Raw genomic sequence first — 23,859 nt, 5'->3', positions numbered from 1 at the left:
ATGCGCCCGCCGAGCGCCGCGCAGCAGGTGCAGAGTCCCCAGACACCCTCTAGGGTCGGGAGTCGTGACTGAAATCGCTGCGCAGACGCAGGTCGCGCTCTCTCGTATCGTCGCCGAACGTCAATCGAAGGGCCGGGTGCCCGGGGTGGTGGGGGCTGTTGCCCGCGCCGGGTCGCTTGCCTGGTCTACCGGGGTCGGGTCGGCCGACCTGGAGAATCCCGGCGTACCGCCGACCGCGGATTCGCAGTTCCTGATCGCGTCGCAGAGCAAGACGCTGACCGCGGTGACGGTCATGGCGTTGCGTGACGAGGGCAAGCTCAGCCTCGACGACCCGATCGAGAAGCTGATCCCGGACAGCAAACACGAGGGCATCACCGTCCGGCAGATGCTCAGCCACGCCAGCGGGATGCAGCGCGAACCGGTCGGCGACGTGTGGGACCTGATGAAGTTCCCGTCCCGCGAGGACCTCGTGCCGGGCTGGAACGGGGCGGAGCGGATCGGCAAGCCGCACCACCGGTTCCACTACTCGAACCTGGTGTTCTCGCTGCTCGGCGAGATCGTCGCGCGGATCGACGGCCGGTCCTGGTACGACGCGGTGAAGGCACGGATCCTGGACCCGCTGGAGATGCGCCGTACGACGGTCGGCATGGACGGCGGGCCCGCGCAGACCGGGTACTACGTGCCGCCGTGGACCGACGTACCGGTGCGCGAGCCGCTGCTCGACATCGGCGCGATGGACGCGTGCGGCGGGCTCGCGTCGACCGCGGAGGACCTGGCGAAGTGGGCGATGTTCGTCGCGAACCCGGTCGACGAGGTGCTGTCGAAGGACACGCTGGACGAGATGTGCCAGGTGCAGATCATGGCCGACGTGGACCGGTGGCAGCTCGCGTTCGGGCTCGGGTTCATGCTGCTGCGCCGCGGCGACCGGCTGTTCGTCGGCCACGACGGCGGCATGCCCGGCCACATCACGTCGACGTTCGTCGACCGCGCGTCCGGTACGGCGGGGATCGCACTGTTCGGCGCGACGTCGTCGCCGGCGCCCAGCGCGCTGGCCACGGACCTGATCATCAAGGTCCTCGAGGACGACCCGCTCCCGCCGGAGGCCTGGGTCCCCGGCACCGAGGTGCCCGCCGAACTCGCCGGCGTCCTCGGCACGTGGTTCACCGAAGGCAGCCCGTTCGTCTTCTCCGTGAAGAACGGCGTCCTCGAAGCCAAGTCGCCCGCGGCCGCCGAGTACCAGTCCCCCGCCGTCTTCGAACGCGTCTCCGAAGACACCTACCGCACCGTCTCCGGCCGCGAGACCGGCGAACTCCTCCGGATCACCCGCGACTCCTCCGGAACGCCGGTAAAGTTGCATTGGGCAACTTATCTCTGCACCCGCGAGCCCTTGTCCTTCGGCGAAATCAACCCGGGTTAGACGACGCAGAACTCGTTGCCCTCCGGGTCCTGCATCCACAGGTGGTCGAGGGTTGTGGAGTTGTCCATCGGGATCTCCCGGACGAGCGTGGCGCCGGCGGCGATCAGGGTGTCGCCGGTGCTGCGGATGCGTTGTTCGCGGACAGACTGGGGTACGGCGCGGCCGCCGGCTACCTGGAGATCCAGGTGCAGACGGTTCTTGACGGTGCGCGGCTCGGGGACCTTGAGGAACGAGATCTTCGGGAGGACGCCGTTCGGGTCGGAGATCGACGCGCCGTCGTTCCACTCGTCCTTGGGGACGTTCAGGTCGGTGAGCCAGTCCTCCCAGGTGTCCCAGCCCTCCGGCGGATCCGCCTGCGTGTAGCCGAGCGCCGTACACCAGAAACGTGCGACCAGCGCCGGATCGGCACAGTCGATGGTGAGCGTCCAGTTGGTCGTCATACCCACACTCTGCTGGACGCCATGGACAGTTCTGCTCAGCCGAGACCGGATCGGGCGATGACGTTCGCGATGTCGATGCGTACTGCGGTGAAGCCGCCCTGGACGAACGCTTCGGCCACTTGCTCCGCGGGTTGCCCGGGGTAGTAGCGGTCGGCGATCCCCGCGCCCACGAGTTTCACCTGGTCCGGATCGGCCGAGATGCGTGCGGCTCCTTCGATGGTCACGAAGCTGTACGGCTGTACGTCGTCGCTGACACAGGCCGCGATGCGGGAATCACGCGCCAGGCTCTTGCCCTTGACGCTCCCGGGCGACAGCGCGAACGCGAGCTCGTCGCCCTCGAGAACGAAACACACCGGAGTCACATGCGGCCGCCCGTCGGCACGTGTGAGCGCAACGTGAGCAAGTCTCGTCCCCTCGGACACGAAGGACCGCCATTCGTCAGTGGTCATGGTTGTCATCGGTAGCTCCCCTTTCGGTTCAGCAACGACACTAGGTTCGACGGGAGCATGCGGAAAAGCGATGGTTTCCGATCGATGCGATCGCCACAGGCGATGAAACGGCGAGGGGCCGGGGAGACTTCCCCGGCCCCTCAGGTGATCAGGTGATCAGGTACGGTGGCGGTACGCGCGGATCGCCAGTGGGGCGAAGACCGCGACCAGGCCGACCATCCAGGCCAGCGTGATCAGCAACGGCTTCTGGAGTGCTCCGCCGCTCATCAGGGCCCGCTCGGTGTCCACGAGGTACGTGATCGGGCTGACCTTGACGAACGCCTGCAGGAAATCGGGCAGCGTGCTGGCCGGGACGAAGATGTTGCTGCCGAAGGTCAGCGGGAACATCACCAGGAACGCGATGCCCTGCACGCCCTGGGCGGTCTTCATGACCAGGCCGAGCCAGACCCAGATCCAGCACATCGACAGCGCGAACAGCAGCACGATCAGCATGCCCAGGAGGCCGTTGCCGACCCCGTTGTCGAAACGGAAACCGAGCACGAAGCCGCTCACCATCAAGACGGTGATCGACAGCGAGTACCGGACCGCGTCGCCGAGGACCGCACCGATCAGCGGCGAGATCCTGGCGATCGGCAGACTGCGGAACCGGTCGAAGACACCCTTGGCGAAGTCGTCGTTCAGCCCGACCCCGGTGCCCATCGTCGCGAACACCACGGTCTGGACGAGCAGGCCGGGCAGCAGCTGCGGCAGGTACCCGCGCCAGCCGCCGCCCTGCGAGATCGCCCCACCGAACACGAACAGGAACAGCGCCAGGAAGATGATCGGCTGGAACGTCACGTCCGCCAGGGCTTCCGGGTTCTGCCGGATCCGGACGATGTTCCGCCAGGCCAGGGTCAGACTCTGCTGCACCCAGGCGAACGGCCGGGACCGGTGGCCCAGGTGGGCGGCGGGTTCAAGGGTTGCGGTGCTCATCGGCTCGCTCCTTCCAGGACGGCGTCGGACTTCTTCTCTTCGGCGGTGTGGCCCGTCAAGGCCAGGAACACCTCGTCCAGGCTGGGCAGCCGCAGCGACAACTCGGTCACCGCGATCCCTGCCTCGTCCAGCCGCCGTACGACGACCGGCATCGACGAACCGTCCGTCACCGGGACACTGACCAGCGTGTTCACCACGTCGACCGACGGCCGGGTACCGACCGACTCGGCGACGATCGCGGCGACCCGCTCGAGGTGAGCCGGCTCGGCCGGGCGCACGTCCAGCGACTGCTTGCCCGCCTGCGCCTTCAGCTCGGCGGGCCGCCCGTTCGCGACCACGGAGCCTTTGTCGAACACGACGATCGAGTCGGCGAGCGCGTCGGCCTCTTCCAGGTACTGCGTGGTGAGCAGCACCGTGGTCCCGTCGAGCACCAGGTTGCGGACCGTCTCCCAGACGCCGTTGCGGGCATGCGGGTCCAGACCGGTCGTGGGCTCGTCCAGGTACAGGATGCTCGGGTTGCCGACCAGGCTCGAGGCCAGGTCGAGCCGGCGGCGCATACCGCCGGAGTACGTCTTCGCGATCCGGTCACCGGCGTCGACCAGCTCGAACCGCTCCAGCAGCTCGTCCGCCCGGGCCCGGGACTGCGTCCGCGAGTAGCCGAGCAGGCGGCCGATCATGATCAGGTTGCGGCGGCCGGACATGTCCTCGTCGACACTCGCGTACTGCCCGGTCAGGCCGATGATGCTCCGGACCTTGCCGGCCTCCCGGACGACGTCGTACCCGCCGACGGTGGCGTGGCCGCTGTCCGGCCGGAGCAGCGTGCCGAGGATGCGGACCGCGGTCGTCTTGCCGGCGCCGTTCGGCCCGAGGACGCCGAGAACCGTGCCGGTCGGCACGCTCAGGTCGACGCCGGCCAGCGCGGTCGTACTGCCATATTTCTTGACCAGACCGACCGCCTCGATGGCGACCTGGTTCGTTGTGGTCATCGGGTTCCTCCCAGGACTCTGCATTGCACTGGGACTACCGTGCCGCGTGGCCCTGGCACCGCTCTGGCACTCGGCTGACAGGCCGTGACAGGCGACGCCCCTTCCGTGCCAGTACGGTGCTGTTTCGCGGCTGTTCGCGTTCGACCGTGAGGGGTGGCCCGTGCGACGTGGTGCTGTGGTGGGGGTCGCGGTGGCAGTGGTCGCCGCAGGGGCGATCGGGTACGTCGTGTTCGAGCCGGAGCCGTTCAAGGTCGCGGACTACGACCGCATGTGCGAGTCACCACGGTCCTTCGACCAGGCAGCGGCGTACCAGGGTCCCTCTCCGCATCCGATCGAGATCGTGAACGGCGGCGTCTCACTGCCCAGCGACGACCCGGAGATCCGCGTGTGGTTCCCGGAGGACCCGGCTGCGGTGCAGCTGGTCAGCTGTGTCAACCGGGTCGAGCGCGGCGGGTTCGTCAAGCGGTGCGAGTACTCGAAGGGAGGACGGACCATCGACCTGTACCAGGGCCTGTACTCCGTCCTGGTGTACGAGGCGCGGTCTGGCAAGAAGCTGGCGGAGTCGCGGGTCGCAGGGAACGGGTTCGTCGGCAACGTGCTGAAGGAGGACGCGGACCCATGCCAGACGTTCTTGCGAACGACCGGCACGGGTCACTCGGAAGAGGAGAGCAGGCCCTCCTCACGTCAGCTACGTACGGTTCTCGAACCGCATGTCCACAAGCAGGGTTAGCCCTTCAGCGGGACGATCTCGTTGGCGAGCAGGGCCTGGTAGGCCTCGGGGTTGTACCGCGCCAGGTTGCCGCGGGCCTTCCGCCGGTACTTGAGGATCTGCCGCGTGCCGATTGCCCACAGCACGTACTGGAACGCCAGGGCGAACTTGAAGTCGTCGATCGCCATCGGTGCACCACCTGACGACGTGTCGAGCAGTACGCCGACCATGCCGATGCAGATCAGGGTGGCGATGAACCCGCCGGTGTTGACCATCCCGTTGGCCGCACCGAACCGCGTTGTGGGGTTGAACGTCCGCGCGTAGTCCAGTCCGAGCATCGACCCCGGTCCGCCGGCCGCCTGTACGACGATGAGCGCCAGGAGCACCGGCAACGGCGCACGACCCGGCCAGAGCAGTACGACGGTCCACATCACGACCGAGCCCGCGATCACCGCCAGCACGATCCAGGAGCGGTAGAACGGGAACTTGGCGGCGTACCGCCCGACGAGCGGGCCGTAGCAGAGCCCCGCCAGCACTGGGATGATCAGCATGGCCGCAGCGGTCGTCGGAGCGAGGCCCTGTCCCTGCACGAGGAACGGGTAGCCCCAGAGCAGGCCGAACGTGCTGCCGGAGAAGCTGGTGGTGAAGTGCGTCCACAGCCCGAGTCTCGTACCCGGCTCCTGCCAGGCGCGGCGCAGGTTCCTCTTGACCTCGTGCAGCGGCTGCTTGGCGCGGCGGAGCGGTTCGTCGTACGGCGAGTCCTTGATGAGGAACAGCACGAGCAGACCGGCCAGGAGGCTCAGCACGCTCGCACTGGCGAACGTGGTCGTCCAGCCGAAGGCATGGAAGGCAGCGGCCATCGGAACGGTCGACATGATCGCTCCGAGACCACCGAGCATTCCGGTCGCCTGAGACATCACCGGCTGCCGTAGCGCGGGGAACCATGACATGACCACGCGCAGCACGCTGATGAAAACCAGGGCGTCGCCAACACCCAGTACGGCGCGTGCGGCGAGCGCAGCGGGGTACGAGTCGACCAGGCTGAACGCTGACTGCGCTAGGAACAGCAGACCGGACGCAGTGATCAGGAGGCGCTTGGAGCCGTACCTGTCGAGTAGTACGCCGACGGGGACCTGCATAGCGGCGTACACCGTCAGCTGTACGACGGTGAAGCTCGCCAGAGCGGAGGCGGAGATGTCGAAGCGTTCCGCGGCCTGGAGGCCGGCCACGCTCATCGAGCCGCGGTGCAGCACGGTCACGAGGTACGTGAGGACAGCAGTGGCCCACACCGCCCAGGCTCGCCGACCGCCCAGGGGGAAGAGGAGTTCGGTCACCGAGTGCCCCGCAGATCCGTCGCGGCCGTGTCGATGTGCGCGACGACGAGCTCCCGGAAGCGCTTGACGCTGTTGCCGCCGAGCGCGTCGATCATCTCCTGGTGCGCGGTGATCGACTTGTCCATCCGGACCGGCTGGACCTCGATCCCGGGCACGCCCATCCGGACCTGACGGTCCCGCAGGCTGTTGTAGAGCTTCGCCAGGATTTGGTTGCCGGCGGCATCGACGATGGCCTCGTGGAAAGCCCGGTCGGCCTCCAGGAAGCTCTTCGCGTCACCCGTCTTGCGGTGCGCGCGCATCTCGTCGACGCGCGCGGTCAGGGTCTCGACCAGTCGCTTGCGCCGCGGCCAGACCTTGGCGGCCGCGTGCGTCTCGATCAGCTCGCGAGCCTCGAGGACGTCGTCGATCTCCTGTGGCAGAACCGGCAGGACGAGCGCGCCGCGCTTCGGGTACAGCTTGACGAGGCCGGACTCCTCGAGGCGGAGCAGCGCCTCGCGTACCGGCGTACGGGAAACGCCGACCGCGGCGGCCAGCTCACCCTCGGTGAGCAGCTCGCCGCCGGGATAGACCCGGTCCAGGATCGCGGCCTTCACGTACGCGTACACGCGCTCGGCCGCGGGGATCTTCTCCACCCCCGGCGCCGCCTCGACGACCACGCGAGCGATCTCCGCGGTCTCGTCACCCAATACCAACGCATCCGGCGCCTGCGCCGGGTCCCCGCCTACCACTGAACTCCCACCCATACGGCTCGTATCTCTGTTGTATCTATCTTACACACAACTCAATCCACCGCTTCGGCCGGGTATTCCCCAACTTTTCCACGAGTTATCCACAGGCTGATCCACAGGGTGTGGGGAACTGAGCGTGATGCAGGGTTTCCCCTGCGTTGTGGATGAAGGACTCCGTGGGTCGCGAATCCGTCCTAAGGTCTCGGCATACCGGGCCCGTCCGCCCGGCCAGCCCCGAGGAGGCATCTTGTCCCGAACGTCCCGCCCCCGCCGATTGGCGGCCGGCCTCTCAGCCATCGCCCTGGCGTGTGTGTCCCTGGGCGCCGCAACCACGGCGCAAGCCGACCCGGCTCCCGGCCCGCTGATGAACTACGTGGTCAACACGAAAGCCACGCCGGGTCACGTCCGCAAGGCCGAGAACGCGGTGAAGGCTGCCGGCGGGACCGTCCTGGTCTCGTACAAGCAGCTCGGCGTGGTGGTCGCGCAGTCGACGAACCCGGACTTCAAGACCAAGGTCCGCAGTGTGCGTGACGTGCAATCCGTCGGCGCCACCCGGACCGCCGCGGTCAGCGAAGGCCCCGGCGGGCTGAACTCGAACGACCTCGCCGACGCGACTCCGGTCGCCGACCCGCGCGAGGGCGAGCAGTGGGACATGGTCCAGATCAAGGCGGACCAGGCGCACGCGGTCACCGACGGCTCCCGCAAGGTGCTGGTCGGCATCAACGACAGCGGCGTCGACGACACCCACCCCGACCTCGCACCGAACTTCGACGCGGCCGACTCGGTCAGCTGCGTGAACAACGGCGTACCGGACACCACCACGGGCGCCTGGCGGCCGACGACCAGCGCACACGGCACACACGTCGCCGGCACAGTCGCCGCGGCCCGGAACGGCGTCGGCATCGTCGGCGTCGCGCCCGGCGTACGGATCGCGTCCGTCAAGGTCGTGAACGACGCCGGCTACATCTACCCCGAGTACTCGATCTGCGGGATCGTGTGGGCCGCGCAGCACCGGATGGCCGTCACGAACCACAGCTACTTCATCGACCCGTACGAGTTCTGGTGCAAGGACAACGGCGACCAGGGCGCGGTACAGGAAGCCGTACGGCGCGCGTACGCGTGGGCGACCGGCCAAGGCACGCTCTCGGTCGCGGCCGCCGGTAACTCGAACTACGACCTGTCCAACAAGACGACGGACTCCAACAGCCCGAACGACTCGACCGCCGTCACGCGGACGATCAACAACGACTGCCTCGACATGCCCACCGAGCTCCCCGGCGTCATCACCGTCGCCAGCACCACCGTGGACCGCGTGAAGAGCAGCTTCTCCAACTTCGGCCTGCACAAGATCGACGTCGCCGCCCCCGGCAGCTCGATCCTGTCCACAGTCCCCGGCGGCTACGCCAAGTTCAGCGGTACGTCGATGGCGTCGCCGCATGTCGCCGGCATCGCCGCCCTGATGAAGTCCACCCACCCGTGGTGGGGCCCCCGCGACATCGAACGCGCCCTCGACCGCGAAGCCGACGACACCGCCTGCCCCACCACCCCCGACCCCCGCTGCACCGGCACCACCACCAACAACGCCTTCTACGGCGAAGGCATCGCCGACGCCCTAGACGCCGTAACCCGCTAAGCCGAGCGGGGGTCCCCCGCCCGGGACCCCCGCTCACAGCGGACTGTGGTGCGCGGGGAACTGTGGTCGGTGCCGCGCGCCCTCAAAGGACACGCCTCCGGCGCGACTGATCTATCTCCGGCTCCGCCGGGCCGCGCTCGTGCTGTTCGACGGATGTTGTGGTGCGGTGGCCGGTGTGGTGGTGGGGTTGAACAGGTTATTTCGGCTTTTGTGACGCATGTGTGGATTGCCGGGGTCGAGGTGCGACTCGGCGTGGTCGGGTGATTTGTCGTCTGGCAGGGAGGCTGCTGCTCGAGATCCGAGCAGTACCCCAGGCGCGGGGAAATAATGTTGCACGGAGCGACCATTTCTTTCCCCACCGCGACAGCTCACCGCGCACCTGCACCTCTGGGCGGCGCGCGGTTGTCAACGAGAGTGCGTTGCGGTGTCGGCGTCGGGGAGTTCGCGGAGTGTTCGTAGAGGGCTGAGTAGGGCGAGTACGGCGCTGGTCAGCATGATGAGGCTGCTGATTGCGAGGGTGGTGCGGAAGCTGGTCAAGGTGGCGAGGGCGCCGCCTAGGAGGGCTCCGATCGGTTGCATTCCGTGGACCAGGAAGCGCCAGGTGGCTTGGGTTCGGGCGAGGAGGGCTGGTGGGGTCAGGGTTTGGCGGATGGTCTGCTGGTTGATTCCCCACAGCGACGGGCCCCAGCCGCGGAGGAGTTGCGCGAGGATCACCACCGCCAGCGCCAGTGCGGGCGGTCCGCCGGCGGCTGCCATTACCAAGCCGGCCAGGCTCGAGAGCGTCGTGCCGACGATGAAGGCAGGCCCGTTGCCGAGTCGGCCGGTGATCTGTACTCCGATGGTGGCGCCAACGATTCCGGCGAGCCCGGACACCGCGAAGGCCAGGCCGACCAGGCCGGCCGACAGGCCGAGATCGCGGACCAGGAACAGGACCACGATCACCCCCTGCATCTGACCGGCCAGAGCGCCGACGGTCGCGGCGATCGTGGTCGCCCGGAGCGCGGGGTGATCGAGCGCTGCCCGGAAGCCGCCCCAGATGCCCTTGACCATCGACTCCTTGGCCGAGTCGGCAACAGACCGGCCCGCGACAGTGATCCGCGCGTTCGAGAGCGCCGACAGCAGGAACGATGCGGCATCAACGGCGATCGCGACCGGGGCGGTGAGGAGCTGGACCAGGACGCCGCCGAGAGCATTGCCGCTGGTGGCGACGACGGAGTTGCTGAGCGCGAGCGCACTGTTGGCTGCCAGCAGTTCGCGGCGTGAAACCAGGACGGGCGCGAACGACTGCGCCGCGATCACCGAGAACAGGCTGCAGGTCCCGGTGACCACAACAACGACGTACAACTGCCACATCTGCAACAGGCCCGTCGCCGCCAGAATCGGCACCGCTGTCAGCGCGGCGGCGGCCAACAGATCAGCACCGACGATGACTCGGCGGTACGACAGCCGGTCAACCCATACTCCTGCCGGCAGACCCAGCACGAGGTGCGGCAGGAACGAGACCGCCCCCAGCAAACCCATCTGCACCGGCGATGCGCCAAGGACCAGTACTGCGGTCAAGGGCAAGGCAACAGTCGTCACGCTCGATCCCAGCAAGGAGACCGAGTTGCCGACGAACAACCGCAGGAAGTCCCGATGGTCGACCAACACACGCCACTGGACCTTCACCGGCCCAGTAAACCCGACCGAAAGATGGGACACGAAGGTTGACGACAGGTTTGGCGAGCGGGCAGCATATGCCCCGGCGTGGCCTGCGCCGAACCTTCGGTGATCGTCTCCAGCGCGGTCTGTTGTGAAGGCAAAGGGACCTTGGTCTCAGGTCGTTGTCGCTGGTCCGATTGTCTCGGGCGTGGTTGCTGGAGAGCTGTGCGCCGGGGCTTGAAGGACGACAGTGACTACACGCAAGCAATCCCTTCGCATCGCGGTCGCTCAGACGACTGCCACCGCGGACGCCCGTCACAACGGCAGTACGGTGCGGCGGCTGATGCACGAAGCAGCCGGTGCGGAAGCTCGGCTGGTGCAGTTCCCCGAAGGTCTCCTGTCCGGATACGCGAAGGAACAGATCCAGGACTGGGACGACGTCGACTGGCCGGCGGTGCGCGACGAACTCGAGCAGATCGCTGTACTGGCCGGGGAGCTCGGCATCTGGGTCGTACTGGGCTCCGCGCACCCGCTGACTCCACCGCATCGGCCACACAACAGCCTGTACGTGATCTCGGACGCGGGAAAGGCGTCGATCGGTACGACAAGCGGTTCTGCTCGCACACCGAGATCACCCGTTTCTACAGCCCCGGGTTCGACCCGGTCGTCTTCGAGGTCGACGGGTTCCGGTTCGGGTGCGCGATCTGCATCGAGATCAACTTCCCCGACCTGTTCGCGCAGTACGGCGAACTCGGTGTCGACTGCCTGCTGTTCTCCGCCTACCCCGCCGACGAGGTGTTCGAGGTCAAGGCCCGCGCGCACGCCTCGATCAACACGTACTGGGTCGCCATGGCCCTGCCCTCACAGACAGCGCATCTGATGAACTCTGGTGTGATCGGTCCGGATGGTCGCTACCTTGCACAGGTCGACGGCGGTGAGGGCGTGGTGTACGCCGATCTGAACCGGCCCGACTTCGCGATGTGGTTCGAGAAGGCTCGACCGTGGCGTAAAGACGCCGTGGCCGGCGAGATCTACCGCAGCCGCGCAGTCAACGACCCGCGGAGCACCGACCGGACCTGTATCTGAGAATGGTCAGCCGGTGGTGATCAGGATGATGCCGGCGACTACGACGGCTGCGGCGGCGGCTCGTTTGGGGCCGAAGCGTTCGTGGAAGAAGATCGCGCCGATGATGGCGCCGAAGATGATGCTGGTTTCGCGGAGGGCGGCGATCGCGGCCAAGGTGCCGCGGGTCTGCGCCCAGAGGACGAGGCCGTACGCCGCCATCGAGACAACCCCGCCCGCGAGACCGGAGAGGATCGCGGCGCGGGGTAGGTCGAAGGCTCTTGGACCGCGCCACAACAGCACCGCCAGCGGGACCGCGAACCCTTGCAGCATGAACACCCAGCCCATGTACGTCGCCACCGGCATCTTGTGGACGGCGAGCCCGTCGACGACCGTGTACGACGCGATCATCAGCCCCGTCCCGATCGCGGCGAACAGCGCGGGGACCTGTCCGCGTCCCGGGCGGCCGATGAACACGAGCGCGATCAGCCCGGCCGACACGAGCAGTACGCCGGCCAACTCCAGTACGGCCAGGGTCTGGTGCAGTACGACGATCGACACCACGGCCACGACCCACGGCGACGTACCGCGGGCCAACGGGTACATCTGGCTGAACTGACCGAGCTGGTACGACGCGAGCAATCCACCGAGATACGCGAGATGCAGCAGCGCGGACGCGATGATGTACCACCACGTCCCGGCCGGCGGAAGCCCCATCACGAGCACCGCGACGAGCCCGATCACCCCCGCCGCAAGCTCGAACAACGCCAGCCCGGCCACCCGATCCGGCGCCCCATGAGCCATCGCATTCCAAGTGGCATGCAACACCGCCGCCCCAAGCACGACCAAGATCACCACCACCCCCACACCCTCTCACCCGGCTGGTTGCCCGTTGAGCTGGAGGGTTGCCCACTCAGATTCTCAGTGGGCAAGGCTGCGGCTCAGTGGGCAACCGCCCCGTCCAGCAAACCGAGGTCGCGCAAACTCTCCGCTGTTTGGACGACGGTCGTGCCCATCGGGCGCGGGCGCCAACCCAGTCTCCGGGCGCGGTCGTTGTGGATGATCGGCCGCGGGAGGTCGGGTCCGGGCGCCTCTGCGGTCGGGACGGGCACGCCGAGGTGGCGATGGAGGAGTTGGGCGATCTCCAGGAAGCTCACCGTCGGGCCGTCGGCGACGGCGAGGAGACGGTTGCCTGCGGCATTGGGTGTGGTCATCGCGCGGACGTGCAGGTCGGCGACGTCGCGGACGTCGACCACTCCGAAGCGTGCGCGTGGGACCACCGTCATGGTGCCGTCGAGGATCATCTTGATCAGGTGGGTGGACGAGCGCAGGTCGGTGGTCAGGGTCGGGCCGAAGATTCCGGTCGGGTTGACGACTACGAGTTCGGTGGTGGCGTCGCGCATCAGGTCCCAGGCGGCGCGTTCGGCGATCGCCTTCGAGCGTGGGTACGGCGCGAGACCGGGCGTATCGGGATCGGTCCAGTCGTCCTCGGTGAACTCGGCGCCGGGCTTCGGCGTGTATCCGATCGCGGCGAACGACGACGTCAGTACGACGCGTCGCGCGCCGGCGTCCCGCGCCGCCCGCAACACGCGCAGCGTTCCCTCGCGAGCCGGGACGATCAGCTCGTCTGGATCCTCCGGTTGTACGACGGGGATCGGGGATGCGACGTGATGGATCTCCGCACATCCTTCGACCGCGGCCTTCCACCCGTCGTCGGACATCAGGTCGGCCTCGACGATCTCCAACAGAGCGTCGTCCGCGCCACCACGACATACGGCGGCCCGCACACCCGCGGAGGAGCGTGCCGCCGAGCGCACCGTCGTACGCACCTCGTGTCCGTCGAGCAGGAGCCGCGCGATCAGGTGGGTGCCTAGGTATCCGGATCCGCCGGTGACCAGAACCGGGCTCATCGGAGCTCACCGACCACGCTGACGAGCCGCTCGATCGCGGCGGTCTCCGCGGCCTCGTCGCCTCGATCGCGAGCGTCCCAGAGTTCGGCTTTGCCGCGGAGATAGGCGAGCCGCACGCGTTGCGCGGCGATCTCTGCCTCGATCCGTACGGCGTGCCGGAGCAGCAGGTCACGTTGCTCGGCCGCCGCTTCCCGGCCGCGGGCGCGGTTGGCGAGGTAGGTGCGCATGTCCTCGATGCTCACCCCGGCCGCGCGCAGACAGGCCAGGGCTTCGAGCGTGTCGACGTCCGCATCGCCGTACCGCCGGTGCCCGCTGCTCGCGTCCCGATCGATCGGACCGACCAGCCCGACGTCCTCGTAGTACCGCAGCGTCGGCTCACTCAGCCCACTCCGCCGCGCAACCTCCTGAATGGTGAAGCTCGTCATGCCCACCACGCTCACACACTTCAAGCGCTTGAGGTCAATCCTCTGTCTTGTCCGGCAGGAGCAGGCGATGCACCGGGTGACCCGACGACCAGATGCCCGGCCCGATGAAACCGAAGTAGTCTTCGGCAAGCCCGATCACCATCAGCCCGAGAAACACGGCACCCACACCACCGCCGATCCAGAACCCGCCTCGGTCGACTGGGCCCCAGATACCGAGGGCGATCGCCCCCAGGCCGAGCAGCAGAGTCACCCCGCCGGCGGTGTTCCAGATCTTGAGGACTCGCTTGGTCGCGGCAACGCTGTAGACGCGGTACGTCGGCGGATTGCTGCACACAGCACAGTCACCGACCCAGTGGTACACCGAGTCGCCGTCCTGGGGCCGCCGTACCTGGTGCATGTACCCGACGTAGTCCCAGGCGACCCTGTTCCATCCGGCAGAGCGGCCGAAGAAGTTCTTGCGATGCATCAGCCGGACCGTCTGCACGGGGGCGATCTCTGAACTGGGCATCCCACCGACGGTACGGATGCTCGCCGGGTGCGATCCGTGCGTGGCAGGTACCTGCCAGGCCCGGGTGGGTTCACCCGGGCCTGGCAGGCAGTCAGAACATCAGTGCGCGGGCCGGGTCTTCGAGGATGCCTGCGACGTCGGCGAGGAAGGTGGAGCCCTTCTCGCCGTCGATGAGGCGGTGGTCGAAGGACAGGGCGAGGGTGGTGATCCAGCGCGGGACGATCTCGTCGTCCACCACCCACGGCTGCTTGCGGACCGCGCCGAAGGCGAGGATCGCGGCCTCGCCCGGGTTGATGATCGGCGTACCGGCGTCGACGCCGAACACGCCGACGTTGGTGATCGTGAACGAGCCGCCGGCCTGGTCCGCCGGCTGGGTCTTGCCCTCGCGGGCGGTGGCGACCAGGTCGTTCAGCGCCTGGCACAGGTCGGGCAGGGTGCGCGAGTCGGCGTTCTTGATGTTCGGGACGATCAGCCCGCGCGGGGTGGCCGCGGCGATACCGAGGTTGACCGCGCCCTTGTAGACGATCTCCTGCGCCTGCTCGTCCCAGGCCGCGTTGACGATCGGCGTACGGCGAGCCGCCAGCGTGACCGCCTTCGCGACGATCAGCAACGGCGAGACGCGGAGATCCTTGAACGCCTTGTCCGACTTCAGCCGTTCGACGAGGTCCATCGTGGCGCTGACGTCGACGGTGATCCACTCGGTCACATGCGGTGCGGTGAACGCACTGGCGACCATCGCCTGGGCCATCACCTTCTGCACACCCTTGACCGGTACGCGCGTGTCTTCGCGCCCGCTCACCACCGGAGCAGGCTCGTACGCCGGAGCAGCCGGCACCGCAGGCGCCGCGACGTACCCCTCGACATCGGCGCGCGTGATCACCCCACCCGGCCCGGTCGCGGTCACCACGGCCAGATCGATTCCCAGATCCTTGGCCAACTTCCGCACCGGCGGCTTCGCCAGCACATGCACAGACCCGTTGCCCCCAGCAACCGGCTCGGCAACGGGCGCAGCTACCGGCTCAGGAGCCGGCGCGGGCACAGGAGCCGACGGGACGAGGACCTCAGCGGCAGCAGGAGCCGCCGGACCGGACGGCTTGCGCTGGCGGCGTTTGGCTTCGGTGGTTTTGGGGCCGTAGCCGACGAGGACCGCGGTGCGGCCGCCGCTCTCCTCGGGCTCGGGGAGCGTCGGCACCAGATCTTCCGGAGATCCCTCGGCGGACTCGGTCTGCACCGAGATGATCGGCGTACCGACCGGAACCGTCTCGCCCTCCGGCACGAGCAGCTCGGTGACGACGCCGGCGAACGGGACCGGAAGCTCGACCAGCGACTTCGCGGTCTCGATCTCGACGACGGTGTCGTTGAGCTTGACCGTGTCGCCGGGCTTGACCTTCCAGCTGACGATCTCGGCCTCGACGAGTCCTTCACCGACGTCGGGGAGGCGGAACTGCTGGACGCCCATCAGTACCCCATCACCCGGTCGACGCCGTCCAGCACCCGGTCGAGGTCCGGAAGGTAGTCGTCCTCCATCCGCGACGGCGGGTAGGGAGTGTCGTATCCCGTCACCCGAAGCACCGGCGCCTCGAGGTGGTAGAAGCACTCCTCGGTCACCCGCGCCGCGATCTCCGACCCAGGACCGAACGAGTACGGCGCCTCGTGCACGACCACCGCACGCCGCGTCTTCCGTACGGACCCGAAGATCGTCGCCAGGTCGAACGGCGCGATCGTCCGCAGGTCCACGACCTCGAGGTTGCGGCCGTCCTCGACCGCGGCCTCGGCCGCCTGCAGGCAGGTCTTCACCATCGGGCCGTAGCAGAGCAGCGTCGCGTCGGTACCCTCCCGAACGATCTTCGCCTTGTGCAGCGGCAGCGAGGGCGGCGTGGACTCGTCCAGCTCGGCCTTCTCGTGGTACCGCCGCTTCGGCTCGAAGAACACGATCGGGTCGTCGGACTCGATCGCCTGCTGGATCATCCAGTACGCGTCGACCGGGTCGCCGCAGGAGATCACCTTGAGCCCCGGCACGTGCGCGAACAGCGTCTCCGGCGACTCCGAGTGGTGCTCGACCGCGCCGATGCCGCCGCCGTACGGGATCCGGATGACGATCGGCATCGTGATCTTGCCCATCGACCGGTAGTGCATCTTCGCGACCTGGTTGATGATCTGGTCGTACGCCGGGAACACGAAGCCGTCGAACTGGATCTCGCAGACCGGGCGGTACCCGCGCAGCGCGAGGCCGACCGCGGTGCCGATGATCCCGGACTCGGCGAGCGGGGTGTCGATCACCCGGTCCTCACCGAAGTCCTTCTGCAGACCTTCGGTGACCCGGAACACGCCGCCGAGCTTGCCGATGTCCTCGCCCATCACGACGACCTTCGGGTCCTTCTCCATCGCGGCCCGGAGCCCGGCGTTGATGGCCTTGCCGAGAGTGATCTTGGTCATCGCTCAGCCCTCGCCTTCGAACGAAGCGGCGTACGCGGCGAACTGGTCCCGCTGCTCGGCCAGTTGCGGAGTCTCCTCGACGTACACGTTCTGGAAGAAGTCCGTGAGCACCGGGTCCGGCAGCGCGAGGCAGCCGGCGCGCAACTCGGCGGCGATCTTGTCCCCTTCGGCGTCGATCTCGTCGAAGAAGTCGTGGTCGACACCGGCGTGCCGGCTCAGGTACGCGTGCACGCGCTCGATCGGGTCCTTGAGCTTCCAGTGCTCGAGGTCCTCGTTCAGCCGGTACTTCGTCGGGTCGTCGGAGGTGGTGTGCGCGCCCATCCGGTACGTGTACGCCTCGATCAGCGTCGGGCCGCTGCCCTCGCGGGCCCGCTTCAGGGCCTGCTGCGTGACGGCGTACGTCGCGAGTACGTCGTTGCCGTCGACGCGGATGCCGGGGAAGCCGAAGCCGGCGGCGCGCTGGTACAGCGGGATCCGGGTCTGCCGGTCGATCGGCTCCGAGATCGCCCACTGGTTGTTCTGGCAGAAGAACACCACCGGCGCGTTGAACACCGAGGCCCAGATGAACGCCTCGTTGACGTCACCCTGGCTGCTGGCGCCGTCACCGAAGTACGCGATCGTGGCCTCGCCGTTCTCGGCGTCGCCGATCGCGTGGTCGCGCTGCTGGCCCATCGCGTACCCGGTCGCGTGCAGCGTCTGTGCGCCGATCACGATCGTGTAGAGGTGGAAGTTGTTGTCCTTCGGGTCCCACGCACCCTGGTCGACGCCGCGGAACAGGCCGAGCAGGTTCAGCGGGTTGACACCCTGACAGAACGCGACGCCGTGCTCACGGTAGGTCGGGAAGACCATGTCCTTCTTGTTCAGAGCGCGGCCGGAGCCGATCTGAGCGGCCTCCTGGCCGAGCAGCGACGCCCACAGCCCGAGCTCACCCTGCCGCTGCAGGGCGGTCGCCTCGCTGTCGATCCGGCGGACCAGGACCATGTCCCGGTAGAAGCCCTTGATCGTCTCGTCGTCCAGGTCGAACGTGAAGTCCGGATGCTCGACGCGCTCACCTTCGGGCGTCAGGAGCTGGACGAACTCGACCTCCTCGGAGGCCTGGGGCGGACTGACCGGCGCCTCGTGGGGCGCGAACACTTCCGGGGCAGGGCCCGGCACCGACTCACTCACATGCACTCCTCGGGTTCGAGCGCGGGATCGCCGCGACCGCAACGTTGCACGGGTCCCCCCGCTGTTGCCGGGTGCGGCTTTCGCAGGCTGGTCCGCGTGATTCCAGGGGTTGATGCACTGCTGGCAGTGGACCTCCTCACCGGTCTCACTCCCATCTTGCCGGACACCGTACCGACGAGGTGCCTGATTCGCTAACTGTCTGGACTCCGGCGGGTACGGCGGTACCGAAATCGGTCCTGCAGTGAGACACCAGTCCATCCACTGGTCCTATCGGCACGCTCATATTACAGAGATCGGCCGCGTCGACGGCAAGTGTCACAAATGGATCTCGGCGCTTGCCGATTGGCGGGAATCCGTGGATCGGTGGCCGGATACCGCCTTGCGTGGGAGTCGTCGCGAGCCATAGCGTAAGCATCGTTAGTGCAAGACACCCCTGACAGCACCGAGGAGGTTCGCGATGGCCGCGTCGGCTCCCGCCAGAGTGGTCGAGTCCGGTTCCCGGACCGCCTCGGGCGCGATGATCTGGACCGCCCTCGCGGTCGTGTACGTGGTCTGGGGTTCGACGTACCTGGCGATCCGGGTCGTCGTCGAGGCGGAGATCCCGCCGATGCTCGGGATGGCCACCCGCTTCCTCACCGCCGCCTTGCTGATGGCCGCCGGCCTCGCCCTCAAGTCGGGCTGGCGGCGGCTCCGGATCACCCGCCGCGAGGCGATCGGCGCGGCCACGGTCGGCATCCTGCTCCTTGCCTTCGGCAACGGGGCGGTGGCGATCGCGGAGCAGACGGTGCCGTCCGGGCTGGCCGCGTTGCTGGTCGCGGCGATCCCGTTGTGGCTGATGCTGCTGCGGGTCGGCGGCGGCGAGCGGCCGCGGTCGATGACCTGGGTCGGCGTACTGATCGGATTCGGCGGGGCGGCGCTGCTCGCGTTGTCAGGTGGCAACACGAGCGCCAAGCCGCTGTCGGTGGCGATCCTGGTGGTCGGCACGATCTGCTGGGCGACCGGCTCGCGGTACGCGCCGCGGCTCGGGCTGCCGCGGGACCCCCTGGTGACAGCGCTCTACGAAATGGTCTTCGGCGGTACGGCGATGGTGCTGCTCGGCGTACTGCGTGGCGAGCCGGGACGGCTGCACCTCGACCGGATCCACGGGTCCGGGTGGATCGCGCTGGGTTACCTGGTGGTGTTCGGGTCGCTGCTCGCGTACACGGCGTACTCGTATCTGCTGGCGAACGCGCCGATCTCGCTGGTGGGCACGTACGCGTACGTGAACCCGGCCGTCGCGGTGTTCCTCGGCTGGCTGATCCTGAGCGAGAGCCTGACCTGGCAGATCCTGCTCGGCGGCGCGGTGATCATCGTCGGCGTCGCGCTCGTTGTCACGTCGGAACGCCGGCGCTCTTAGTACTGCCGACAAGGAAAGACCCGGGCCCAAAGGACCCGGGTCTCCCACCGCTGCCGATGCGCGCGGCAGCGGGTCTGGCTGCCGGTCGCACCGTGGCCCGAAAAACACGGCGCGAAACTCCGGCAATGGTTCCAACATATTCCGACGAATCGTGCTATTGCCAATTCGGCAGCCACCGAGCCCACCGAAACAATCTTCCGATTCAGCAGGCATCCGTCACCCGCGCTGACTCAACGACGTACCCGAAGCTCGGTTACGGGACTTTCCGTTTCAACTTCCGCTCACTCTCGCGACCGCCTGATGACCGGCAAGTTGCCTGGTCAGCACAAGATTCGTTGCTCCGTCAGGGAACTCATCACCGGGCTACCATGCAGACGGGTACGCCGATAATAGTTGACGAAAAAGTTTGTAACCGCCGGTGCCAGGTGTCGTTACCACTAAGACGAATCCGTCAAAACCCGAAAGGAAACCTGGCATAATGCAGGTAACTCGTAAGATCGTCGCCGCTGCAGCGGTGGCGACTGTCGCCACCCTCGGTCTGGCCACCGTCGTGAGCGCCAACGTTCTCGACGACGCCCAGCAGAAGGCTCAGGTCACGGGCCTGGCCGACGCGGTGTCCTCGGCCTCCAAGGGCTACGACAAGGGCCACGCTCGCTGGTGGGGCATGCACAAGGACGGCTCGCTGGTCGCCATCGACCGCAACGACCTCGGTGCGTTCCAGGCCTGCCACAACCTCGGTGCCGGCACCGGCATCGGCGGCACCGTGCCGGCCAACGACATCACCGGCATCGTCGGCTGGGGCAACGACGGCAACAGCGTGACCGCCGTCAAGACCTGCGAGCAGGAGAACGAGCAGAACCGCAAGTGGTACAAGGCCGACGGCAACGGTGTCGTCTCCGTGTCCGACAACAAGCTCGGTCCGTGGCAGGTCTGCCACAACCAGGTCGACATCACCGGCATCGGCGGCACTGTCCCGCTGTCGAACCCGACCGGCATCCTGGGCCTGGACAACGACGGCAACTCCGTCGACTCGCTCAAGACCTGCGAGCAGAGCAACGAGCAGAACAACTGACCCTCCCTGGTCAGTGATGCAGGACCCGAACCAGTCACCTCGGTGGATTGACTGACTCGGAGCACCAAAAGCGGCGCCGGGAGCAAGCCTCACTCCTCCCGGCGCCGCTTCTTTACGTCTGGGCCCTCAGAGGGTGCGGAGGTCTACGCAGGAGCCGTTGGGGACGGCTCTCGTCAGGAGGGACCAGATGCCGGTGGCGGCTGCTGTGGGGGTGGTTAGGGTGCCGGTGTTCTTGAGGGTGTGGAAGCGGGAGACGGCTGGGAAGTCGGTCTCGGGGGTGGAGCGGATTTCGGATTGCATGGGGGTGTCTACTACGCCGGGGGCTACGGCTAGGACCTGGCAGCCGTTGGTGGGTTGTTCTTGGGCTACGGTGCGGACCCAGTGCTCTACGGCTGCTTTGCCGGCGTTGTACGACGACCAGCCGGAGTACGCCGTTGTTGCGGCGCCTGAGGAGAGCATGATCAGGTGGCGTTCGCAGGTGAGGTGGGCAGCGGCGCGGAGGAAGGCGGCGCCCAGGACCTGGGGTGCGGCTGCGTTCAGGAGGACGGCGCGGGTGTAGGCGTCGGGATCTGCTCCGGCCGCCGGGCCGATCGGTGTGATGGTGCCGGCGTTGTGGATGAAGACCACGCGATCGCCGTCGTACGTCGACAGCTCGGCGGCGAAGTGCTCCGCGACGCAGGACCAGTCGGCGGGGTCCGCCAGGTCCGCCTTGAAGTGTTCCGCCGTACCGCCGCGGCGGGAGATGTCGATGACCCGGGCGTCCGGGAACGGCACCGCGGCGGCGAGTGCGGCGCCGATCCCGGACGAGGCCCCGGAAATCCAGACCAGAGCGCTCACCGGCGCCACGTGCGGGCGACGGTCAGGAAGAGGTTGTTGGCTTCGGGTTCGCCGATGGTGACGCGGACGCCTTCGCCGGGGAACGGGCGGATCGAGACGCCTTCGGCCTGGACGGCTTCGGCGAAGCGGACGGTGTCCTCGCCGAGGTCGAGCCAGACGAAGTTCGTCTGCGTCTCCGGGACGTCCCAGCCGGCGGCCTGGAGTGCGGCGACGACCCGCTGGCGCTCCTCGACCAGGGCGTCGACGCGCTCCAGCAACTCCTCTTCGACCGCGAGGGACGCGATCGCGGCGGCCTGCGCCACGTAGCTGACGCCGAACGGCAGCGCGCACTTCCGGATCGCGGCGACCACGGACGGGTGACCGATCGCGTACCCGACCCGGAACCCGGCCAGTCCGTACGCCTTCGAGAACGTCCGCAGGACCAGCACGTTCGGCCGGTCGCGGTACAGCTCGACGCCGTCCACGACGTCGGTCTCCCGGACGAATTCGCGGTACGCCTCGTCGATCACGACCAGCACGTTCGACGGTACGGCGTCGAGGAACGCGAGCAGCTCGTCGCGGCGTACCACCGGGCCGGTCGGGTTGTTCGGCGTACAGACCAGGACGACCTTGGTGCGGTCGGTGATCGCGGCCTCCATCGCCTTGAAGTCGTGGCGGGCCTCCGCGGTCAGCGGCACCTTGACCGACGTCGCGCCGGTCAGCTGCACCGCGATCGGGTACGCCTCGAACGAGCGCCAGGCGTAGACGACCTCGTCGCCTTCCGCGACCGTCGCCTGCAGCAGGTGGTACAGCAGCGCGACCGACCCGGTCCCGACCGCGAGGTCGCTCACCGGTACGCCGAACCGGCCCGACAGCGCCTCGAGCAGGTCGACGGCACCCATGTCCGGGTACCGGTTCATCTGCGCGGCGGCCTCGGTCGCGGCGGCGAGCACCCCCGGCAGCGGCGGGTACGGGTTCTCGTTGCTGGACAGTTTGTACGTCGGGCGACCGTCGGAGCGCTCCGGCGGACGGCCCGGCTTGTAAGCCGCGACATCGTCCAGGCAGGCGCGAAAGCGAACCTCGTTGTCAGGGGTCATGCCCGCAGGTTAGTCCTTACCCCACCCGTGAACCACCCTCTCCGAAGCGACCTCGCGCACACCGTTTGACTAGCGGTCTCACGAGCCTCAAACTGACTGATTGTCGGACAATCAGGGGATCTGGCAATCAGATCTCACGTAGTCAGGAGGGTTCATGGGACAGCCGCTGGAGTGGGGTCGTCGCTATCTGATGGTCCAGCCGGACCACTTCCGGATCGACTACGTGATCAACCCGTACATGTCGACGCACGACCAGCCGGACCCGGCGCTGACGCTCAAGCAGTGGGAGTCGCTGCGGCAGGCGATCGTGGACGCCGGCGGCGAGGTCGAGGTCCTCGCGCAGCGGGCCGACTCACCGGACATGGTGTACGCGATGAACCTCGGGCTGGCCGCCGCGGACGGCCGCGCGATGCTCTCGCACATGCGGTTCGAGCCGCGCCGGCTGGAGTCGCTGAGCGCCGCCGAATGGTTCACCGAGGCCGGATTCCGGCTCGACCGGACCGGCGGCGAGGGCGTCGGGCCGCACTTCGAGTCCGGGGACGCGTTCGTGTTCGGCGACAGCCTGGTCGTCGGGTACGGGCCGCGGACCGAGGAAGCGGCGCTCAAGCACCTGGCGACCGAGTGGAACATCCGGGTCCGCGGGCTGCGGATCGCGCACGAGGGCATGTACCACCTCGACCTGCCGTTCTGCCCGGTGGACAGCACGCACGCGATGATCTACCCACCGGCGTTCGACGCGGCGAGCCAGGCCGAGCTGTCCGGGATCGTCCCGGACCCGATCGTGCTCACCGACGAGGAGGCGTTCGCGTTCAGCGCGAACTCGATCGTGGTCGGCGAGACGATCATCATGCCGGCCTGCTCACCGCGGTTGTACGACGTCTTCACGGACCTCGGGCTGCGCGTCGTCGTCCTGGACCTGTCGGAGTTCCACAAGGGCGGCGGCTCGATCCGGTGCCTGACGAACCCGCTGGACTTCCCGCTGGCGGCGATCAGCACTCCAGGCGGGGAGCTCGTCCTCCCCGCCTGACCGGCGGCCGGCCTACTTGCCGGTGGTCCAGATGACGTCGAGGGTGTTGATGTCCCAGCCGTAGCCCTTGATCCATTGCAGGGCCTTCTTCTTGCCCTGGGAGCCGAAGACCTCGATGACGATCGAGATCGCCTCCGGGTTCGTCGGGTCGGTCTTGGACTTGGTGTACGTCGCCTGGAAGCCGTCGCCGACGTACGGGAGCTGGCTGATGATCGGGTACTTGCGCTTGATCCGGTCCTGGAACTGGTCGTACTTCCGGCCGGCTTCCTCCTCGAGCTTCTGCTCCTGCTCGGGGTTGTTCTTGGTCCATTCCCGGCCCTCGGCGCTGTTGGCGTACAGGTACATCTTGTAGCTCAGTGCGTCGTTGCCCGAGGTGAAGGTCTGGCTGTAGCTCTGGAAGCCGCGCCGCGAACCCTCCAGGGTGTGCGTGCCTGCCTTGATCTGGACGTTGCCGTTCGCCGGGATCTCGTGACCGTCCAGCTTCAAGGTCAGGTCGTTCGGGATCGACTGTACGGACAGCGTCGCCTCCGATCCGCCGCCGCGGAACAGCACGACCCCGCCGATCAAGATCAGCACGATCGCCAGCACGGCGGCGCCGATCATCACGGGTCGCCGGTTCTCGTCCAGCATTCGC

The 23,859-nt window shown here is 67.8% G+C and carries 24 protein-coding genes and 1 pseudogene; 8 read left to right on the top strand and 17 right to left on the bottom strand.

Going from position 1 to position 23,859, the window contains the following annotated elements:
- Positions 1-64 precede the first annotated feature (64 nt).
- Entirely contained in the window at positions 65-1,417 is a 1,353-nt protein-coding gene (locus E0H92_RS03350; protein WP_131464383.1) for a serine hydrolase domain-containing protein, read from the top strand.
- On the opposite strand, the gene E0H92_RS03345 is transcribed toward E0H92_RS03350, so the two are convergent.
- The 4 genes from E0H92_RS03345 to E0H92_RS03330 all read right to left on the bottom strand — a co-directional run bounded on the left by E0H92_RS03345 (position 1,414) and on the right by E0H92_RS03330 (position 4,264).
- Positions 1,414-1,857 (bottom strand): VOC family protein, encoded by a 444-nt coding sequence (locus E0H92_RS03345; protein WP_131464380.1) that lies wholly within the window; start codon positions 1,855-1,857, stop codon positions 1,414-1,416. The two genes, E0H92_RS03350 and E0H92_RS03345, sit on opposite strands and share 4 nt — an antisense overlap.
- A 35-nt stretch (positions 1,858-1,892) precedes the next feature.
- On the bottom strand, positions 1,893-2,315 hold the full coding sequence (locus E0H92_RS03340; RefSeq protein ID WP_238152958.1) for a PPOX class F420-dependent oxidoreductase: 423 nt from the start codon (positions 2,313-2,315) through the stop codon (positions 1,893-1,895).
- A gap of 147 nt (positions 2,316-2,462) precedes the next feature.
- Positions 2,463-3,278: an ABC transporter permease gene (locus E0H92_RS03335; protein ID WP_131495339.1), complete on the bottom strand. Its 816-nt coding sequence runs from the start codon at positions 3,276-3,278 to the stop codon at positions 2,463-2,465.
- Positions 3,275-4,264: an ATP-binding cassette domain-containing protein gene (locus E0H92_RS03330; protein WP_131464374.1), complete on the bottom strand. Its 990-nt coding sequence runs from the start codon at positions 4,262-4,264 to the stop codon at positions 3,275-3,277. The genes E0H92_RS03335 and E0H92_RS03330 overlap by 4 nt, the downstream gene beginning before the upstream one ends.
- Before the next feature lie 160 nt (positions 4,265-4,424).
- Here E0H92_RS03330 and E0H92_RS03325 point away from each other — a divergent pair, with 160 nt between their 5' ends.
- Complete coding sequence (locus E0H92_RS03325; RefSeq protein WP_131495338.1) at positions 4,425-4,994, top strand: hypothetical protein; 570 nt, start codon at positions 4,425-4,427, stop codon at positions 4,992-4,994.
- Here the strand turns inward: E0H92_RS03325 and E0H92_RS03320 are convergent.
- On the bottom strand, positions 4,991-6,307 hold the full coding sequence (locus E0H92_RS03320) for an MFS transporter (RefSeq protein ID WP_131495337.1): 1,317 nt from the start codon (positions 6,305-6,307) through the stop codon (positions 4,991-4,993). The genes E0H92_RS03325 and E0H92_RS03320 overlap by 4 nt on opposite strands.
- Positions 6,304-7,035, bottom strand: a complete 732-nt coding sequence (locus E0H92_RS03315; RefSeq protein WP_238173297.1) for a GntR family transcriptional regulator — start codon at positions 7,033-7,035, stop codon at positions 6,304-6,306. The genes E0H92_RS03320 and E0H92_RS03315 overlap by 4 nt, the downstream gene beginning before the upstream one ends.
- Before the next feature lie 247 nt (positions 7,036-7,282).
- Between E0H92_RS03315 and E0H92_RS03310 the strand changes: the two genes are divergently transcribed.
- A complete protein-coding gene (locus tag E0H92_RS03310; RefSeq protein ID WP_131495335.1) occupies positions 7,283-8,668 on the top strand; it encodes a S8 family peptidase in 1,386 nt (461 codons plus the stop codon).
- A 405-nt stretch (positions 8,669-9,073) separates the two neighbouring features.
- On the opposite strand, the gene E0H92_RS03305 is transcribed toward E0H92_RS03310, so the two are convergent.
- Positions 9,074-10,336: an MFS transporter gene (locus tag E0H92_RS03305; RefSeq protein WP_165549678.1), complete on the bottom strand. Its 1,263-nt coding sequence runs from the start codon at positions 10,334-10,336 to the stop codon at positions 9,074-9,076.
- Between the two features lie 223 nt (positions 10,337-10,559).
- On the opposite strand from E0H92_RS03305, the pseudogene E0H92_RS45710 reads away from it, so the two are divergent.
- Positions 10,560-10,889: pseudogene (locus tag E0H92_RS45710) on the top strand (nitrilase-related carbon-nitrogen hydrolase); the annotation flags it as partial.
- Positions 10,814-11,395 (top strand): carbon-nitrogen hydrolase family protein, encoded by a 582-nt coding sequence (locus E0H92_RS45705; protein ID WP_420843812.1) that lies wholly within the window; start codon positions 10,814-10,816, stop codon positions 11,393-11,395. The pseudogene E0H92_RS45710 and the gene E0H92_RS45705, both read left to right, overlap by 76 nt.
- 6 nt (positions 11,396-11,401) lie before the next feature.
- On the opposite strand, the gene E0H92_RS03295 is transcribed toward E0H92_RS45705, so the two are convergent.
- The 7 genes from E0H92_RS03295 to pdhA all read right to left on the bottom strand — a co-directional run bounded on the left by E0H92_RS03295 (position 11,402) and on the right by pdhA (position 17,817).
- A complete protein-coding gene (locus E0H92_RS03295; protein WP_131464338.1) occupies positions 11,402-12,175 on the bottom strand; it encodes an EamA family transporter in 774 nt (257 codons plus the stop codon).
- 137 nt (positions 12,176-12,312) lie between these two features.
- Positions 12,313-13,281: an NAD-dependent epimerase/dehydratase family protein gene (locus tag E0H92_RS03290; RefSeq protein WP_131495333.1), complete on the bottom strand. Its 969-nt coding sequence runs from the start codon at positions 13,279-13,281 to the stop codon at positions 12,313-12,315.
- A complete protein-coding gene (locus E0H92_RS03285) occupies positions 13,278-13,706 on the bottom strand; it encodes a MerR family transcriptional regulator (protein ID WP_131495332.1) in 429 nt (142 codons plus the stop codon). Before E0H92_RS03285 ends, E0H92_RS03290 begins: the two co-directional genes overlap by 4 nt.
- A gap of 34 nt (positions 13,707-13,740) precedes the next feature.
- Positions 13,741-14,214, bottom strand: coding sequence for a hypothetical protein (locus tag E0H92_RS03280; protein WP_131464330.1), 474 nt, complete (start codon positions 14,212-14,214; stop codon positions 13,741-13,743).
- A 91-nt stretch (positions 14,215-14,305) separates the two neighbouring features.
- Complete coding sequence (locus E0H92_RS03275) at positions 14,306-15,673, bottom strand: dihydrolipoamide acetyltransferase family protein (RefSeq protein ID WP_202873503.1); 1,368 nt, start codon at positions 15,671-15,673, stop codon at positions 14,306-14,308.
- Entirely contained in the window at positions 15,673-16,650 is a 978-nt protein-coding gene (locus E0H92_RS03270; RefSeq protein WP_131464327.1) for an alpha-ketoacid dehydrogenase subunit beta, read from the bottom strand. Before E0H92_RS03270 ends, E0H92_RS03275 begins: the two co-directional genes overlap by 1 nt.
- Before the next feature lie 3 nt (positions 16,651-16,653).
- A complete protein-coding gene (gene pdhA / locus E0H92_RS03265; protein ID WP_131464325.1) occupies positions 16,654-17,817 on the bottom strand; it encodes a pyruvate dehydrogenase (acetyl-transferring) E1 component subunit alpha in 1,164 nt (387 codons plus the stop codon).
- A 457-nt stretch (positions 17,818-18,274) separates the two neighbouring features.
- Between pdhA and E0H92_RS03260 the strand changes: the two genes are divergently transcribed.
- On the top strand, positions 18,275-19,213 hold the full coding sequence (locus tag E0H92_RS03260) for an EamA family transporter (RefSeq protein ID WP_131495331.1): 939 nt from the start codon (positions 18,275-18,277) through the stop codon (positions 19,211-19,213).
- A gap of 478 nt (positions 19,214-19,691) precedes the next feature.
- Positions 19,692-20,285: a hypothetical protein gene (locus E0H92_RS03255; protein ID WP_131464321.1), complete on the top strand. Its 594-nt coding sequence runs from the start codon at positions 19,692-19,694 to the stop codon at positions 20,283-20,285.
- A 126-nt stretch (positions 20,286-20,411) separates the two neighbouring features.
- Here the strand turns inward: E0H92_RS03255 and E0H92_RS03250 are convergent, their stop codons facing one another.
- Complete coding sequence (locus E0H92_RS03250) at positions 20,412-21,122, bottom strand: SDR family NAD(P)-dependent oxidoreductase (RefSeq protein ID WP_165549677.1); 711 nt, start codon at positions 21,120-21,122, stop codon at positions 20,412-20,414.
- On the bottom strand, positions 21,119-22,198 hold the full coding sequence (hisC, locus tag E0H92_RS03245; RefSeq protein WP_131284055.1) for a histidinol-phosphate transaminase: 1,080 nt from the start codon (positions 22,196-22,198) through the stop codon (positions 21,119-21,121). The genes E0H92_RS03250 and hisC overlap by 4 nt, the downstream gene beginning before the upstream one ends.
- A 154-nt stretch (positions 22,199-22,352) precedes the next feature.
- On the opposite strand from hisC, the gene E0H92_RS03240 reads away from it, so the two are divergent.
- On the top strand, positions 22,353-23,225 hold the full coding sequence (locus E0H92_RS03240) for a dimethylarginine dimethylaminohydrolase family protein (protein ID WP_131464317.1): 873 nt from the start codon (positions 22,353-22,355) through the stop codon (positions 23,223-23,225).
- Between the two features lie 12 nt (positions 23,226-23,237).
- Here the strand turns inward: E0H92_RS03240 and E0H92_RS03235 are convergent, their stop codons facing one another.
- A complete protein-coding gene (locus tag E0H92_RS03235; RefSeq protein WP_131464315.1) occupies positions 23,238-23,855 on the bottom strand; it encodes an S-layer protein in 618 nt (205 codons plus the stop codon).
- Between the last annotated feature and the right edge of the window lie 4 nt (positions 23,856-23,859).

Source organism: Kribbella speibonae (assembly GCF_004331375.1).
GTDB classification, from domain to species: Bacteria; Actinomycetota; Actinomycetes; order Propionibacteriales; family Kribbellaceae; genus Kribbella; species Kribbella sindirgiensis.
This window is presented reverse-complemented; position numbering and strand designations above follow the sequence as displayed.